15 protein-coding genes and 1 other annotated feature are annotated in these 15,066 nt (G+C 41.0%); of the genes, 14 read left to right on the top strand and 1 reads right to left on the bottom strand.

What is annotated here, in order from left to right:
* Window positions 1-45: 45 nt before the first annotated feature.
* From pyrH to NYE79_RS06300, 6 genes are all read left to right on the top strand, one after another.
* On the top strand, window positions 46-783 hold the full coding sequence (pyrH, locus tag NYE79_RS06325) for a UMP kinase (protein WP_000002996.1): 738 nt from the start codon (window positions 46-48) through the stop codon (window positions 781-783).
* Window positions 784-790: 7 nt separating this feature from the next.
* Entirely contained in the window at window positions 791-1,348 is a 558-nt protein-coding gene (frr, locus tag NYE79_RS06320; protein WP_001262235.1) for a ribosome recycling factor, read from the top strand.
* A 59-nt stretch (window positions 1,349-1,407) separates the two neighbouring features.
* On the top strand, window positions 1,408-2,262 hold the full coding sequence (gene cvfB, locus NYE79_RS06315) for an RNA-binding virulence regulatory protein CvfB (RefSeq protein ID WP_071850841.1): 855 nt from the start codon (window positions 1,408-1,410) through the stop codon (window positions 2,260-2,262).
* An 11-nt stretch (window positions 2,263-2,273) separates the two neighbouring features.
* Entirely contained in the window at window positions 2,274-2,852 is a 579-nt protein-coding gene (locus NYE79_RS06310; protein WP_216728437.1) for a GrpB family protein, read from the top strand.
* 22 nt (window positions 2,853-2,874) lie between these two features.
* A complete protein-coding gene (locus NYE79_RS06305; RefSeq protein WP_001232084.1) occupies window positions 2,875-3,090 on the top strand; it encodes a YozE family protein in 216 nt (71 codons plus the stop codon).
* Window positions 3,091-3,170: 80 nt separating this feature from the next.
* On the top strand, window positions 3,171-4,157 hold the full coding sequence (locus tag NYE79_RS06300) for a PhoH family protein (protein ID WP_216728436.1): 987 nt from the start codon (window positions 3,171-3,173) through the stop codon (window positions 4,155-4,157).
* Between the two features lie 48 nt (window positions 4,158-4,205).
* On the opposite strand, the gene ald is transcribed toward NYE79_RS06300, so the two are convergent.
* The gene (ald, locus tag NYE79_RS06295; RefSeq protein WP_216728435.1) at window positions 4,206-5,318 is read right to left on the bottom strand and encodes an alanine dehydrogenase; all 1,113 of its coding nucleotides are present in this window, start codon (window positions 5,316-5,318) and stop codon (window positions 4,206-4,208) included.
* 176 nt (window positions 5,319-5,494) lie between these two features.
* Between ald and NYE79_RS06290 the strand changes: the two genes are divergently transcribed.
* From NYE79_RS06290 to NYE79_RS06255, 8 genes are all read left to right on the top strand, one after another.
* On the top strand, window positions 5,495-6,064 hold the full coding sequence (locus tag NYE79_RS06290) for a GNAT family N-acetyltransferase (RefSeq protein WP_216728434.1): 570 nt from the start codon (window positions 5,495-5,497) through the stop codon (window positions 6,062-6,064).
* A gap of 65 nt (window positions 6,065-6,129) precedes the next feature.
* The gene (locus tag NYE79_RS06285; protein ID WP_216728433.1) at window positions 6,130-6,780 is read left to right on the top strand and encodes a helix-hairpin-helix domain-containing protein; all 651 of its coding nucleotides are present in this window, start codon (window positions 6,130-6,132) and stop codon (window positions 6,778-6,780) included.
* Window positions 6,764-9,004, top strand: coding sequence for a DNA internalization-related competence protein ComEC/Rec2 (locus NYE79_RS06280; protein ID WP_339293624.1), 2,241 nt, complete (start codon window positions 6,764-6,766; stop codon window positions 9,002-9,004). The genes NYE79_RS06285 and NYE79_RS06280 overlap by 17 nt, the downstream gene beginning before the upstream one ends.
* A gap of 72 nt (window positions 9,005-9,076) precedes the next feature.
* Window positions 9,077-9,208: a sequence feature (ribosomal protein L20 leader region), on the top strand.
* Window positions 9,209-9,223: 15 nt separating this feature from the next.
* Window positions 9,224-9,754 carry a translation initiation factor IF-3 gene (infC, locus tag NYE79_RS06275; protein ID WP_000848184.1) on the top strand — a complete coding sequence of 177 codons (531 nt, stop codon included), beginning with the start codon at window positions 9,224-9,226 and terminating at the stop codon, window positions 9,752-9,754.
* A 32-nt stretch (window positions 9,755-9,786) separates the two neighbouring features.
* Window positions 9,787-9,987, top strand: a complete 201-nt coding sequence (rpmI, locus tag NYE79_RS06270) for a 50S ribosomal protein L35 (RefSeq protein WP_001125942.1) — start codon at window positions 9,787-9,789, stop codon at window positions 9,985-9,987.
* A 51-nt stretch (window positions 9,988-10,038) separates the two neighbouring features.
* Window positions 10,039-10,398, top strand: coding sequence for a 50S ribosomal protein L20 (rplT, locus tag NYE79_RS06265; RefSeq protein WP_000124834.1), 360 nt, complete (start codon window positions 10,039-10,041; stop codon window positions 10,396-10,398).
* Window positions 10,399-10,572: 174 nt separating this feature from the next.
* The gene (locus NYE79_RS06260) at window positions 10,573-12,237 is read left to right on the top strand and encodes a molecular chaperone HscC (protein WP_339293623.1); all 1,665 of its coding nucleotides are present in this window, start codon (window positions 10,573-10,575) and stop codon (window positions 12,235-12,237) included.
* 13 nt (window positions 12,238-12,250) lie between these two features.
* On the top strand, window positions 12,251-15,022 hold the full coding sequence (locus tag NYE79_RS06255; protein ID WP_339293622.1) for a J domain-containing protein: 2,772 nt from the start codon (window positions 12,251-12,253) through the stop codon (window positions 15,020-15,022).
* Window positions 15,023-15,066: the final 44 nt, after the last annotated feature.

Raw genomic sequence — 15,066 nt, 5'->3', positions numbered from 1 at the left:
TAGAAATTGTGATAAAATAGGTAGGATAAAAAAAGGAGAGTAAAAATGGCGAATCCCAAGTATAAACGTATTTTAATCAAGTTATCAGGTGAAGCCCTTGCCGGTGAACGTGGCGTAGGGATTGATATCCAAACAGTTCAAACAATCGCAAAAGAGATTCAAGAAGTTCATAGCTTAGGTATCGAAATTGCCCTTGTTATTGGTGGAGGAAATCTCTGGCGCGGAGAACCTGCTGCAGAAGCAGGAATGGACCGCGTTCAGGCCGATTACACTGGAATGCTTGGGACCGTGATGAATGCTCTTGTGATGGCAGATTCATTGCAGCAAGTTGGTGTCGATACGCGTGTGCAAACTGCCATTGCTATGCAACAAGTGGCAGAACCTTACGTACGTGGACGTGCCCTTCGCCACCTTGAAAAAGGCCGTATCGTTATCTTTGGTGCTGGAATTGGTTCACCTTACTTCTCAACAGATACAACAGCAGCCCTTCGTGCAGCTGAAATCGAAGCGGATGCCATCCTTATGGCTAAAAATGGCGTAGACGGTGTTTACAATGCCGATCCTAAGAAAGACAAGACAGCTGTTAAGTTTGAAGAATTGACCCACCGTGATGTTATCAATAAAGGTCTTCGTATCATGGACTCAACTGCTTCAACCCTCTCTATGGACAACGACATTGACTTGGTTGTCTTCAATATGAACCAACCAGGCAACATCAAACGTGTCGTATTTGGTGAAAATATCGGAACAACAGTTTCAAACAATATCGAAGAAAAGGAATAAGAAAATTATGGCTAATGCAATTGTAGAAAAAGCAAAAGAGAGAATGACCCAGTCTCATCAATCACTTGCTCGTGAATTTGGTGGTATCCGTGCCGGTCGTGCCAACGCAAGCTTGCTAGACCGTATCCATGTAGAATACTATGGAGTCGAAACTCCTCTTAACCAAATCGCTTCAATTACTATTCCAGAAGCGCGTGTTTTGTTGGTAACACCATTTGACAAGTCTTCATTGAAAGACATCGAACGTGCCTTGAACGCTTCTGATCTTGGTATTACACCAGCTAATGACGGTTCTGTGATCCGTTTGGTTATCCCTGCTCTTACAGAAGAGACTCGTCGTGACCTTGCCAAAGAAGTGAAGAAGGTCGGTGAAAATGCTAAAGTGGCTGTCCGCAATATCCGTCGCGACGCTATGGATGAAGCTAAAAAGCAAGAAAAAGCAAAAGAAATCACTGAAGACGAATTGAAGACTCTTGAAAAAGATATTCAAAAAGTAACAGACGATGCTGTGAAACACATCGACGACATGACTGCTAATAAAGAAAAAGAAATCTTGGAAGTCTAAAAATAAACAGAAAAACTCAGTTGGCATTGCTGGCTGAGTTTTATTCGAAAGAAGGAAATATGAATACAAATCTTGCAAGTTTTATCGTTGGACTCATCATCGATGAAAATGACCGTTTTTACTTTGTGCAAAAGGATGGTCAGACCTATGCTCTTGCCAAGGAAGAAGGTCAGCATACGGTAGGGGATTCGGTCAAAGGTTTTGCCTACACGGATATGAAGCAAAAACTCCGCTTGACCACTCTAGAAGTGACTGCCACTCAGGACCAATTTGGCTGGGGAACCGTAACAGAAGTTCGTAAGGACTTGGGTGTCTTTGTCGATACCGGTCTACCTGATAAAGAAATCGTTGTGTCACTCGATATCCTCCCTGAGCTCAAGGAACTCTGGCCTAAGAAAGGTGACAAACTCTACATCCGTCTTGAAGTGGACAAGAAAGACCGAATCTGGGGACTTTTGGCTTATCAGGAAGATTTCCAACGCCTGGCTCGTCCTGCTTACAACAACATGCAGAACCAAAACTGGCCAGCCATTGTTTACCGCCTCAAGCTGTCAGGGACCTTTGTCTATCTGCCAGAGAATAACATGCTTGGTTTTATCCATCCTAGCGAGCGCTACGCAGAGCCACGTTTGGGGCAAGTGTTAGATGCGCGGGTCATCGGTTTCCGTGAAGTGGACCGCACGTTGAATCTATCGCTCAAACCACGTTCCTTTGAAATGTTGGAAAATGATGCTCAGATGATTTTGACCTACTTGGAAAGCAATGGCGGTTTCATGACTTTAAATGATAAGTCATCTCCTGATGATATCAAAGCAACCTTTGGTATTTCTAAAGGTCAGTTCAAGAAAGCACTCGGTGGCTTGATGAAGGCTGGCAAAATCAAGCAAGACCAGTTTGGTACAGAGTTGATTTAGGTCTTATAGACATGATAAAGAAACTTGAAGAAATGAGTTTAGAGGAACTCTGGCAACTTTTTCCTATTTTTCTAGTAGAGCACAAGTCAGAGTGGAAAGACTGGTATGAATCGGAAAAAACAAGTCTGAAAAAAATATTGGGTGCAAATGTTATTAAAAGAATAGAACATATCGGTAGCACTGCTATCCCTAATATTTGGGCCAAAAATATCGTTGATATTCTGCTAGAAGTAGGTAGAATAGAGGATTTAGCAAGAGTCAGGGATTTATTGGTGAAGAATGGTTGGCTAGTGATGTCGGAGAGTCCTAACAGGATTTCGCTAAATAAAGGCTATACAGAGCAGGGATTTGCTGAGAACGTTTTTCATCTACATTTGCGAATGACGGGAGATCATGACGAGATTTATTTTAGAGATTATCTCTGCCAGCATCCAGATATTGCCCAAGCGTATCAGGAATTAAAACTAAGTTTGTGGAAACAATTTGAACACAATCGAGACGCCTATACAGATGCGAAAACAGATTTTATAAACCACTACGTTTCAGAGGCTAAGTCCAGTAATTTTCAAGAATCAGAAAAGTGTCATTAAAAAATCTTGATAGGAGAAAGAATTGAGAAAATCATTTTACACTTGGCTCATGACCGAGCGCAATCCTAAAAGTAATAGCCCCAAAGCCATCTTGGCAGACCTCGCTTTTGAGGAGTCAGCCTTCCCAAAACACACGGATGATTTTGATGAGGTGAGTCGCTTTTTAGAGGAGCATGCCAGTTTCTCTTTTAACTTAGGAGACTTTGACGCCATCTGGCAAGAATACTTAGAACACTAGAGACAATGAGATGAGGCTAGTATTTTATTGTTCTCTTTGCTATAATATAAAGAAATAAACGGATTAGAGAGGTTCTTTATTTGAAGGAACATTCAATAGACATTCAACTGAGTCATCCAGATGACCTGTTTCATCTTTTTGGATCCAATGAGCGCCATCTTCGTTTGATGGAAGAAGAGCTCGATGTTGTGATTCATGCTCGTACGGAGATTGTGCAGGTTATCGGAGAAGAGTCTGCCTGTGAGGAAGCCCGTCAGGTTATCCAGGCTTTGATGGTCTTGGTGAATCGAGGAATGACCGTTAGCACGCCAGATGTGGTGACTGCGATTAGCATGGTCAAAAACGATGAAATCGACAAGTTTGTCGCCCTTTACGAAGAAGAAATCATCAAGGATAATACTGGGAAACCTATTCGTGTCAAAACCTTAGGTCAAAAACTTTATGTGGACAGTGTCAAACAGCATGATGTGACCTTTGGAATCGGACCAGCAGGGACAGGGAAGACCTTTCTTGCAGTGACTTTGGCAGTAACTGCCCTTAAACGTGGGCAAGTCAAGCGGATTATCCTTACTCGTCCAGCAGTGGAAGCAGGTGAGAGTCTAGGATTTCTTCCGGGTGATCTTAAGGAGAAGGTGGATCCTTATCTTCGACCAGTTTATGATGCCTTGTATCAGATTCTCGGCAAAGATCAGACGACTCGTCTCATGGAGCGTGAAATTATCGAAATCGCGCCCCTCGCCTACATGCGTGGACGGACCTTGGATGATGCCTTTGTCATTTTAGATGAGGCACAAAATACGACCATCATGCAGATGAAGATGTTCTTGACTCGTCTTGGATTTAATTCAAAAATGATTGTTAATGGTGATATTAGCCAGATTGACCTACCTCGGAACGTCAAGTCAGGTTTGATTGATGCCCAAGAAAAGCTTAAGAACATTCACCAAATTGACTTTGTTCATTTTTCAGCCAAGGATGTGGTTCGCCATCCAGTTGTCGCTCAAATTATCCGAGCCTATGAACCAATTCCAGTTAAGGTTGAAGAAAAGAACCAAGAAACAGAATAGCAAAAAAGCAGTTCAGACGTGAACTGCTTTTTTAATGAGTGTCTAGTTTTAAACAAGTTCGTCGATAGACGTATAATCTTTATCGAGACCTTGAGCAACTGGGAGGCTAGTTAAGTAACCTTTATAAGTGGTCACACCTTGACGCAAGCCCTCATCTTCAGCAATTGCTTGTGCGAATCCTTTGCCAGCCAATGCTTCGATATAAGGAAGAGTGACATTGGTTAGGGCGATGGTTGAAGTACGGGCAACCGCACCAGGGATATTGGCAACGGCATAGTGGAGAACACCGTATTTTTCATAGACAGGTTCATCGTGCGTTGTCACACGGTCAGCTGTCTCGATAACACCACCTTGGTCAACGGCAACATCAACGATGACAGAGCCTGGACGCATTTGTTTGACCATCTCATCCGTCACCAATTTCGGTGCTTTGGCACCAGGGATGAGAACCGCACCAATCACTACATCAGCATCTCTCACACTTGCTTCGATGTTGAATGAATTAGACATAAGAGTTTGGATTTGGTTTCCAAAGACTTCTTCTAGAACTGAGAGACGTTTCGCACTGATATCTAAAATAGTCACTTGAGCACCAAGACCAAGGGCGATGCGGGCAGCATGTGTACCGACGACACCACCACCGATGATGGTTACTTTTCCTTTTGGAACACCTGGTACACCACCAAGTAGAACACCAGAGCCACCAGCTTGCTTAGTAAGGAAGTGGGCTCCGATTTGAACAGCCATACGACCTGCAACCTCACTCATAGGAACGAGGAGCGGTAGTTGTCCTTGATTGTCACGAACAGTTTCATAGGCAATTCCTGTTGTTTTTGCTGCTAGCATGGCATCTGCTAATTCTGGAGCAGCGGCCATGTGCAAGTAGGTGAAGAGGAGAAGATCGTCGCGCAGATAACCATATTCAGAAGCTAGTGGTTCTTTTACTTTCACGACCAACTCGGCAGCCCAGGCTTCGGCAGCAGTAGCGACAATCTCAGCTCCTTGCTTTTGATAGTCTGCATCAGTAAATCCTGAACCGAGACCAGCATTTGTTTCGATGAGAACACGATGTCCACGGCTGACTAAACTATGGACGCCAGCAGGAGTGAGGGCAACGCGGTTTTCATTATTTTTAATTTCTTTTGGAATTCCGATTAACATAGAGATAACCTACCTTTCAATTGACGGTCTTGTTTTAGTTGTCACATTTCAGTTCATAAATCAAAAATGTGATGGTTTTATTGTATATGAAACCGCTTCAAAAATCAAGAAAAACTTGTCATTCAAATTTATTTATGCTAGACTAGTGAGAATCAAGCTCTAATGGAGGAAAAAGCATGGAATCAATATTTGTGAAATTTGCCCAGTATCCATCTATAGAAACGGAGCGTTTATTGCTCCGACCTGTAACCTTGGACGATGCAGAAACTATGTTTGAGTATGCCTCAGACAGAGAAAATACACGCTACACTTTTCCAACAAATCAAAGCTTAGAAGAAACTAAGAATAACATTGCTCAGTTTTACTTGGCTAATCCCTTGGGACGGTGGGGAATCGAACTAAAAAGCACTGGCCAGTTTATCGGAACCATTGATTTGCACAAGATCGATACTGTTCTTAAGAAGGCAGCCATTGGCTACATTATCAATAAAAAATATTGGAATCAGGGATTGATGACAGAAGCCAATCGTGCCGTGATTGAACTGGCTTTTGAGAAGATTGGAATGAACAAGTTGACCGCTCTTCACGATAAAGACAATCCCGCATCAGGAAAGGTCATGGAGAAATCAGGTATGCGTTTTTCCCACGAAGAACCCTATGCCAGAATGGATAATAAAGAACCAGGTCGAATTATCACAAGAGTTCATTATGTCTTGACCAAGGAAGACTATTTTATAAATAAGTAAGCAGTTGAAAAGATTTTTCAGCTGTTTTTTCTTTCTCTTACGAATAACTTAAGAGAGGAGAAAATATGGAAGCAATTATCGAGAAAATCAAAGAGTATAAAATCATTGTCATTTGTACTGGTTTGGGTTTGGCCTTGGGCTCATTTTTCCTACTAAAGCCAACTACACAGACACCCGTCACAGAAACAAATTTGCAGACTGAAGTCGCAGCTGTTTCAAAGGATTCATCATCTGAAAAGGAAATCAAGAAGGAAGAAAAGGAAGAATCTCCTGAACAAGATCTAATCACAGTAGATGTTAAGGGGGCTGTTAAATCGCCAGGGATTTATGATTTGCCAGTAGGGAGTCGTGTTCATGATGCCGTTCAGAAGGCAGGTGGCTTGACAGATGAGGCAGATAGCAAGTCGCTCAATCTAGCACAGAAAGTCAGTGACGAGGCTCTTGTCTATGTTCCAACTAAGGGAGAAGAAGCAGCTAGTCAGCAGGCTGCCTCTGGAACGACTCCTTCGACAAGTAAAGAAAAGAAAGTCAACCTCAATAAAGCTAGTCTGGAAGAACTAAAGCAGGTCAAAGGCTTGGGAGGAAAACGAGCCCAGGATATTATCGACCATCGTGAGGCAAATGGCAAATTCAAGTCGGTTGATGAATTAAAGAAGGTCTCTGGTATTGGCGCTAAGACCATAGAAAAGCTAAAAGATTATGTCACAGTGGATTAAGAATTTCCCTATTCCTCTAATCTATCTGAGCTTTCTGTTGCTCTGGCTTTACTATGCCATTTTTGGAGCGTCCTATCTCGCACTGCTAGGTTTTGTTTTTTTGCTCGTCTGTCTCTTTTTTCAATTTTCTTGGAAATCTGCTGGAAAAGTTCTAGCGATTTGTGGAGTTTTTGGATTTTGGTTTCTGTTTCAAAACTGGCAACAGACACAAGCTAGTCAAAACCTAGTGGATTCTGTTGAGAGGGTACGGATTTTACCAGATACTATCAAAGTCAATGGAGATAGTCTGTCCTTTCGGGGCAAGGCTGACGGCCGTACCTTCCAAGTTTACTATAAACTCCAGTCCGAGGAGGAGAAAGAGCACTTTCAAGCCTTGACAGATCTTCACGAGATAGAGCTAGAAGGGAAAGTCTCTGAACCTGAAGGTCAGAGGAATTTTGGTGGCTTTGACTACCAAGCCTATCTGAAAACTCAAGGGATTTACCAGACACTGACTATCAAGAGTATCCAGTCAATGAAACAGGTTAGCAGTTGGGATATAGGAGAAAATCTGTCTAGTATACGTCGAAAGGCTGTAGTTTGGATCAAGGCGCACTTTCCAGACCCTATGCGCAACTATATGACAGGGCTGTTATTAGGACATCTAGATACGGACTTCGAGGAGATGAATGAGCTCTATTCCAGTCTTGGAATTATCCATCTCTTTGCCTTGTCGGGTATGCAAGTGGGCTTCTTTATGGATGCCTTTAAGAAACTCCTCTTGCGATTGGGCTTGACCCAAGAAAAGTTGAAGTGGCTAACTTATCCCTTTTCTCTTATCTATGCAGGTCTGACAGGATTTTCAGCTTCGGTCATTCGCAGTCTCTTGCAAAAGTTACTGGCCCAACATGGTGTTAAGGGTTTGGATAATTTTGCCCTAACGGTCCTTGTCCTCTTTATCATCATGCCTAACTTTTTCCTAACTGCAGGAGGAGTCTTGTCCTGCGCTTATGCTTTTATCTTGACCATGACTAGCAAAGAAGGCGATGGGATCAAGGCTGTTGCCAGAGAAAGTTTGGTCATTTCTTTGGGAATATTGCCCATTCTATCCGTTTATTTTGCAGAATTTCAGCCTTGGTCTATCCTTTTGACCTTTGTCTTTTCTTTTCTGTTTGATGTGGTATTCTTACCGCTTTTGTCCATCTTATTCATCCTGTCTTTTGTTTACCCAGTCACTCAGTTTAACCTTGTCTTTGAGTGGTTGGAGAACATCATTCGCTTGGTATCGCAGCTGACAAGCAGGCCTCTGGTCTTTGGACAACCCAACGCATGGCTGTTGATTCTACTGTTAGTTTCATTAGCCTTAGTCTATGACATGAGGAAAAACATCAAAAGACTAGCAGGATTCAGTCTCTTTGTCGTAGGGCTCTTTTTCTTAATCAAGCATCCTCTGGAAAATGAAATTACCATGCTGGATGTAGGGCAGGGAGAAAGTATTTTCCTACGGGATGTGACTGGGAAAACTATTCTCATAGATGTAGGTGGTAAGGCAGAATTTGACAAGAAAATCCAAGCTTGGCAGGAAAAGGCGACGACCAGCAATGCCCAACGTACCTTGATTCCCTATCTAAAAAGTCGAGGAGTAGCCAAGATTGACCAGCTAGTTTTGACCAATACAGACAAGGAGCATGTTGGAGATTTGCTGGAAGTAACAAAGGCTTTCCATATCGGGGAGATTTTAGTATCAAAAGGAAGTTTGACACAGAAGGAATTTGTGGTAGAACTAGAAGCAAGCCAAACCAAGGTTCGGAGTGTGACAGTTGGGGACAAGATATCCATTTTTGGAAGTCAGTTAGAAGTGTTATCTACAAGGGAAAATGGAGAAGCTAATCCCGATGATTCCTTGGTTTTTTATGGGAAACTTTTGGATAAGCACTTTCTCTTCACTGGAAACTTGAAGGAGAAGGGAGAGAAGGATTTTCTAAAGCAATACCCTAACTTAGAGGTGGATGTCTTGAAAGCAGGCCAACATGGTTCTAAAACGTCCTCAAATCCAGTTTTTCTAGAAAAACTCAAACCAGAGATCACTCTCATTTCAGTTGGAAAGAACAATCGTGCCAAACTCTCCCATCAGGAAACTTTGACCCGACTGGAAGTCATCAAGAGTAAGATTTACCGAACCGATCAGCAAGGAGCCATTCGCTTTAAAGGATGGAATAGTTGGCGAATTGAAACGGTTCGATAAAATAGACAAACTTTTCGAAAAAATGACTTTTTATCTTGACAAGGGATAGAAAACTTGGTATCATATAAAAGTTGAGAAAAGCAGAAGTGAGAGCTTCTCGCCTCGTGACATCAAGTTGCCTGGCCCTACGGATGAAAAGTTTCTAAGAAACGCTATCATAACGTGCGGGCTTGTATCATTACAGGCCCGCTCTTGTTTTTCTCTAATAATAAAAAAGAGGTGAAAACCATAGCAAAGCAAGACTTATTCATCAATGATGAAATTCGTGTACGTGAAGTTCGCTTGATCGGTCTTGAGGGAGAACAGCTAGGCATCAAGCCACTCAGCGAAGCGCAAGCATTGGCTGATAGTGCAAATGTTGACTTAGTATTGATTCAACCCCAAGCAAAACCACCTGTTGCTAAAATTATGGACTACGGTAAGTTCAAATTTGAGTATCAGAAAAAGCAAAAAGAACAACGTAAAAAACAAAGTGTTGTTACTGTGAAAGAAGTTCGTCTGAGTCCAACTATTGACAAGGGTGACTTTGACACAAAACTTCGCAATGCACGCAAGTTCCTTGAAAAAGGAAATAAAGTTAAGGTATCCATTCGCTTTAAAGGGCGTATGATCACCCATAAAGAGATTGGTGCAAAAGTTTTAGCCGAGTTTGCTGAAGCAACACAAGATATTGCGATCATCGAACAACGAGCTAAGATGGATGGACGCCAAATGTTCATGCAGTTGGCGCCAGCAACTGACAAAAAATAATTGTCAGAAAGTTAAATAAAGGAGAAAAAATCATGCCAAAACAAAAAACACACCGCGCATCAGCTAAACGTTTCAAACGTACAGGTTCTGGTGGACTTAAACGTTTCCGTGCTTACACTTCTCACCGTTTCCACGGAAAAACTAAGAAACAACGTCGTCATCTTCGTAAAGCATCTATGGTGCATTCAGGAGATTTCAAACGTATCAAAGCAATGCTTACTCGCTTGAAATAATAGCCTAACAGTAAGTAAACAATTCTAGGAAATATTTGGAGGAAATAAAATATGGCACGTGTTAAAGGTGGCGTTGTATCACGCAAACGTCGTAAACGTATTCTTAAATTAGCAAAAGGTTACTATGGAGCTAAACACATCTTGTTCCGTACTGCAAAAGAACAAGTAATGAACTCTTACTACTATGCATACCGTGACCGTCGTCAAAAGAAACGTGACTTCCGCAAATTGTGGATCACTCGTATCAACGCGGCAGCTCGTATGAACGGACTTTCATACTCACAATTGATGCATGGTTTGAAATTGGCTGAGATCGAAGTAAACCGTAAAATGCTTGCTGACTTGGCTGTTAACGATGCAGCAGCTTTCACAGCTCTTGCAGATGCAGCTAAAGCAAAACTTGGTAAATAATGACAACTGTTTCATTCTTACTCTCGTGGTTTTTACCGCAAGAGTAGGGTGAAACTTTTTTATTTACCATAAATGATTTTCTATTCTAAAGAGTAAATCACAGATTTTTTCAAAGAAAATAGGATATTTCTTGTATAATAGGAATATCTAAAAAAGATTTGGAGTTAGAAGAAGATGATAGTAGGTATTGATTTAGGAACGACTAATTCTTTAGTAGGGGTATACCAAGATGGCCAGGTCAAGCTGATTCCCAATGCTTTTGGTGAGTATTTAACTCCTTCTGTTGTGGCTTTGGATGACAATGATGAGATTATAGTTGGAAAAATTGCCAAGGAACGCTTGGTGACCCACCCAGACAAGACGGTTTCTCAGTTCAAGCGTTTTATGGGGACCAAGCATGAGTTGACGCTAGGAAATCGAGCATATAAGGCTGAAGAATTAAGCTCTTTTATCATTCGAAAGTTGGTAGACGATGCAGAGACCTATCTTGGAGAAAAGGTTGAGGAAGTGATTGTTAGTGTTCCAGCCTATTTCAATGATGCTCAACGCTATGCGACCAAACTAGCAGGGAAATTTGCAGGCGTTCAGATTGATCGGATTATCAATGAACCTTCCGCAGCGGCTCTAGCTAAAAGATCTATGGTAAACCAAGAAGATCAATCTTTTATTGTAGTCGATTTTGGTGGTGGGACTCTTGACATTTCAGTTGTAGAGCTTTTTGATAATATTGTCGAAATCGTGTCGATTGCAGGGGACAATCGTTTGGGAGGAGAAGACTTTACTGCGGCTATTGCTGAGGAATTTTTAGTCTCCAATCAATTAACCAAGGATACGATTTCCCGAGAATTTTATAGCAAAATTCTGGTACAGGCTGAAAAGACAAAGCTAGAACTCAATGATAAAGAAGAAGTGAAGATGACAGTTCTGGACCAAGATCAGGAATACACTCTAGACTTGAGCTACCAGCGTTTTTATGAGCTTTGTCAACCTCTGCTAGCCCGTGTTAAGGCCGTTTTGGACCGTGCCTTGATGGATGCGCGCTATAGCTATGTATCATCAGATAACTTTGTTCTTGTTGGGGGGACTTCGAAACTCCGCTTGGTTCAGGATTTTTTATCCTACTGTATCAATCAAGTGGTGCAGGTTTCGGATGATCCCGATCGGATGATTGCGAGAGGTTGTGCCCTTTTAGCAGGAATAAAAGAGCGGCAAGGTGAGATACGAGATTTATTACTGTCTGATATTTGTCCTTTTACACTGGGGATTGAGATAGTTGGAGACCGTTTTTCGCCGATTATTGAGCGAAATTCAACCCTACCTGCTTCACGCATCGAGCAGTACTATACGGCTGAATTGGGACAGAGCCAAGTCAAGATAAAGGTCTATCAAGGTGAGATGATGAAGGCATCACAAAACCTGTTTCTAGGAGAATTAGAAGTTCCCGTCCCTGTGAATACTAGAGTAAATGAAAGTTTCACAGTTCGATTTACCTATGATTTAAATGGGATTTTGGATGTCGAAGTGAAAATTGATTCAACACAGGAAGTCTTTAGTCATGTTATTCTCCAAGATAGTGTTACTCTGACAGAAAAGGAAATCAAGGCTAAGCAAGCAGAGTTGACTCGCTATAAGATTAATGCTCAAGAAACAGAGGTTTATCGTTTCTTGATTGAAAAAGCGAATCGCGTGTACAGTATGCTCTTGGGGAGAAGAAGAGATGAGCTAATGGCTGAAACTAGACGATTTGAAGAAGAGGTCAGTCAAGCATCTGTGTATCATTTGCCAAAACTTTATCAATCATTTTCAAACTATTTAGACTTCCTAGAGCGAGGACTGTAAAAGAGGAGACCTTATGAATATATGGGAAACTTTAGGGATAGAGCCAACGACTGACGTCAAGCTTATTAGAAGGCGTTATGCTGAACTGGTTCGGCTCTATCACCCAGAAGACCAACCAGAAATTTACCAAGAAATTGTTGAAGCTTATCAAAAAGCCTTGACTTATGCGAGATCTAGAAATACAAAACCAGAAAATAGTCTAAGAAAAGCGAGTGACTCTCAAGAAGCTGCTGAACTTGAAGAAGAGGCGAATGAAAAGCCTAACTCTAGTCTCCACTTTGAAAACTTGACTGAAGAAACGAATACTGAGAACGAAGAGTCTGAAAGATCAAGTCTTGATTTCAGTGATTATCAGAAATCAACTGATAAAACAAGCAATTCCTTTAACTTTGAAACCTTTAAAGCAGAAGAGGATGAGCAAAAGTCAACCCTTGACTTTGGTGACTATGATGAGGAAGTTCAGCTAAATGGAGATTCTGAAGCAAGAGCTAAGAATACCCTCAACTTTGAAACGTTTGGTGACGAAGAGAACCGTGGGCAAGAAGAAACAACAAGATCTACTCTTGACTTTAGTGGTTATAATGAAGGAACCTATCTGATCCGAAATGCGATTGAAAGTATTGTAGGTAATCCTGACTATACCATAGAAGAACAAGAACATCTTTGGAAACAGTTTTTTAGTCAGTATCGATATGATATGAGCACTGTTCAGTCTGTTTTAGAAGAAATGGATGTTTATATTTTTAATAAACCGGAGCAATTTTCTATCCTCATTCCCTTGCTGGAAGACTATATACCTGACTTCCGATACTGGGGCTATTACTATAAACTGAAGCATTGGAAGGTTAAAAGAGCTACCGCCTACAAAAATGGAGAGTCTCTTGAAGATGCAAAAAAAGAAATTTCGAATTTGTATGCTTCTTATCGTTTATGTCAAGCAATCCTTGAAGATTCCCAAAGAGCTAATCAGATTGGAACTTGGATAAAATTTTTCAGTCAATCATTTTCTCCTAGTACTGTCCTTTTTCTCTTGAATAACAGTAAACAAATGATTACTTGCATTCCAGTTTTGGCTTATATCTTGGAGAAGATTAAACCAGAGATTGGAGAAGAGGAACAAAAAGCCTATGATGAACTTCTAGCTTACTTTGAGGAATTACAAGCAGATTCAGAAGAACCATTCGATATCCATTCTTATAATTTGCTAAATCCATCGGAGGTTGAGGAAAAACTATATCTTTTACTCTATAGTCCATATCAAGACGAGTATAAACTGTTACGTGATTGGCAATACCTTTTTGAATCAGTCAAAGATCACACGCTCCTACTTGATTTGTTAGAAAAAGTGGACGTCTATCCTTTAACCAATGCGAAAGTGTTAGCTCTCGTTCTCCAATTTGTAGAACGTTATAGTGATGAGGAATCAAATGCTTACCTGAAGAAACTCAATTTCTGGAAGAGTATCCATTCTTATCCTTCAGTGGTAGAGGAGTATGCACTTAACAAAAAAGAAAATTTTGATTACTGGTACAATGAAGGTTATCTTTATATAGATAAGCTTACTAATAGCGATGAAGATATCAATGATTGGGAGAAGTGGAGAAGCTACTTTAAAGGAAGACCACGCATTCTAACGATTTTACTTCAACAGATCTATAAGGAGTACCATCGGTTTACAGATGGCGATCTCCTAAGATATGTTTTAGCTCCTTTTCCTACTTCTAAAATGGCTCCCCAAATGATGACGGAGGAGACAGACCAGAAACTAGAAGAGATGACAGTTTATGCTTATGAACTTAGTCATCCAAAGGCCAAGCTCTCTTATTTGGATTGGAAAAAAAGACAAGTCTTTAAAAATAAGTTTCTTCAGCTTTTCTCTGGTCTCTTTACGATTGTATGTTTGCTACTTAGTATTCTAGAGAGACCTGGTTATAATTCATGGGTTCATGCTGGTATGTTTTCTCTCTTTTACGTCTATATGCTAAAATTAAGGAAAACACCGATTGAGGAAGGAGTGACTGCTAGGGGAGAAAAACGAAAATTCTACTACAGTCCTCATCCATGGTTCCTGCTAATCTTGTTATTAACCCTCGTCATTCCATCCTTACCGTTTGGTCTCATTGGTGCCCTTATGTTCATTACATTTTTCAGCTTCATCGATGGTTTCCAAGTGAGTCAGGGGCTGAAGTGGGATTATTCTTTGGATAAGCTGATTCCTGTCGGTATCTTTCTTTCTGCTGGCTTCTTATCTGCTTTGGTAAATCGAAGCCAGATCATTTCCGGAGTTGCAATGATGTACTTCCATATTTTTGTAATCCTTGTGATTTGCTTGTCTTTTACACGATTTAGTCCCGGATTTCCACCATCATTGAAAAAAATTCTCCTTCCAGCAATCTTGGGTATCCTACTCTTTCAATTATTGCCTTTCGTTCACAGCCGCTTAAACATTTTTAATCCAAATATCCTAAGAAATGAGACTCTGGCCTTGACGGTTATCCTTTTGTTAAATGGTATCGTCTTGTCTTATTTTACAAAGGAACAAGGCTTCATGATTGGTGTGAAGAAGGTCTTTATGATTTATGGCTTGCAGATCTTTATTTTCCTAAGAAGACTGTTCCGAATCCTATTCGCACTTATACCCGATTTTAGCAAAATTTATTTTGAAAAAGACCTGTTAATCCTGAATAGCGAATTTGCTTTCTACTTCCTCGAGGGACTTTTTGTCCTGATCATGCTTTTCCTTATTCGCAATATACGCAAGGAAAATCGTAAAAGTGCTTCTTAGAATGAAAGCGTAGAGAAGAGGACTCTAGTTCAAGTTTCTAGTAA

The organism is Streptococcus sp. FSL W8-0197 (assembly GCF_037963785.1).
Classification (GTDB): Bacteria; Bacillota; Bacilli; order Lactobacillales; family Streptococcaceae; genus Streptococcus; species Streptococcus oralis_CQ.
This window is presented reverse-complemented; position numbering and strand designations above follow the sequence as displayed.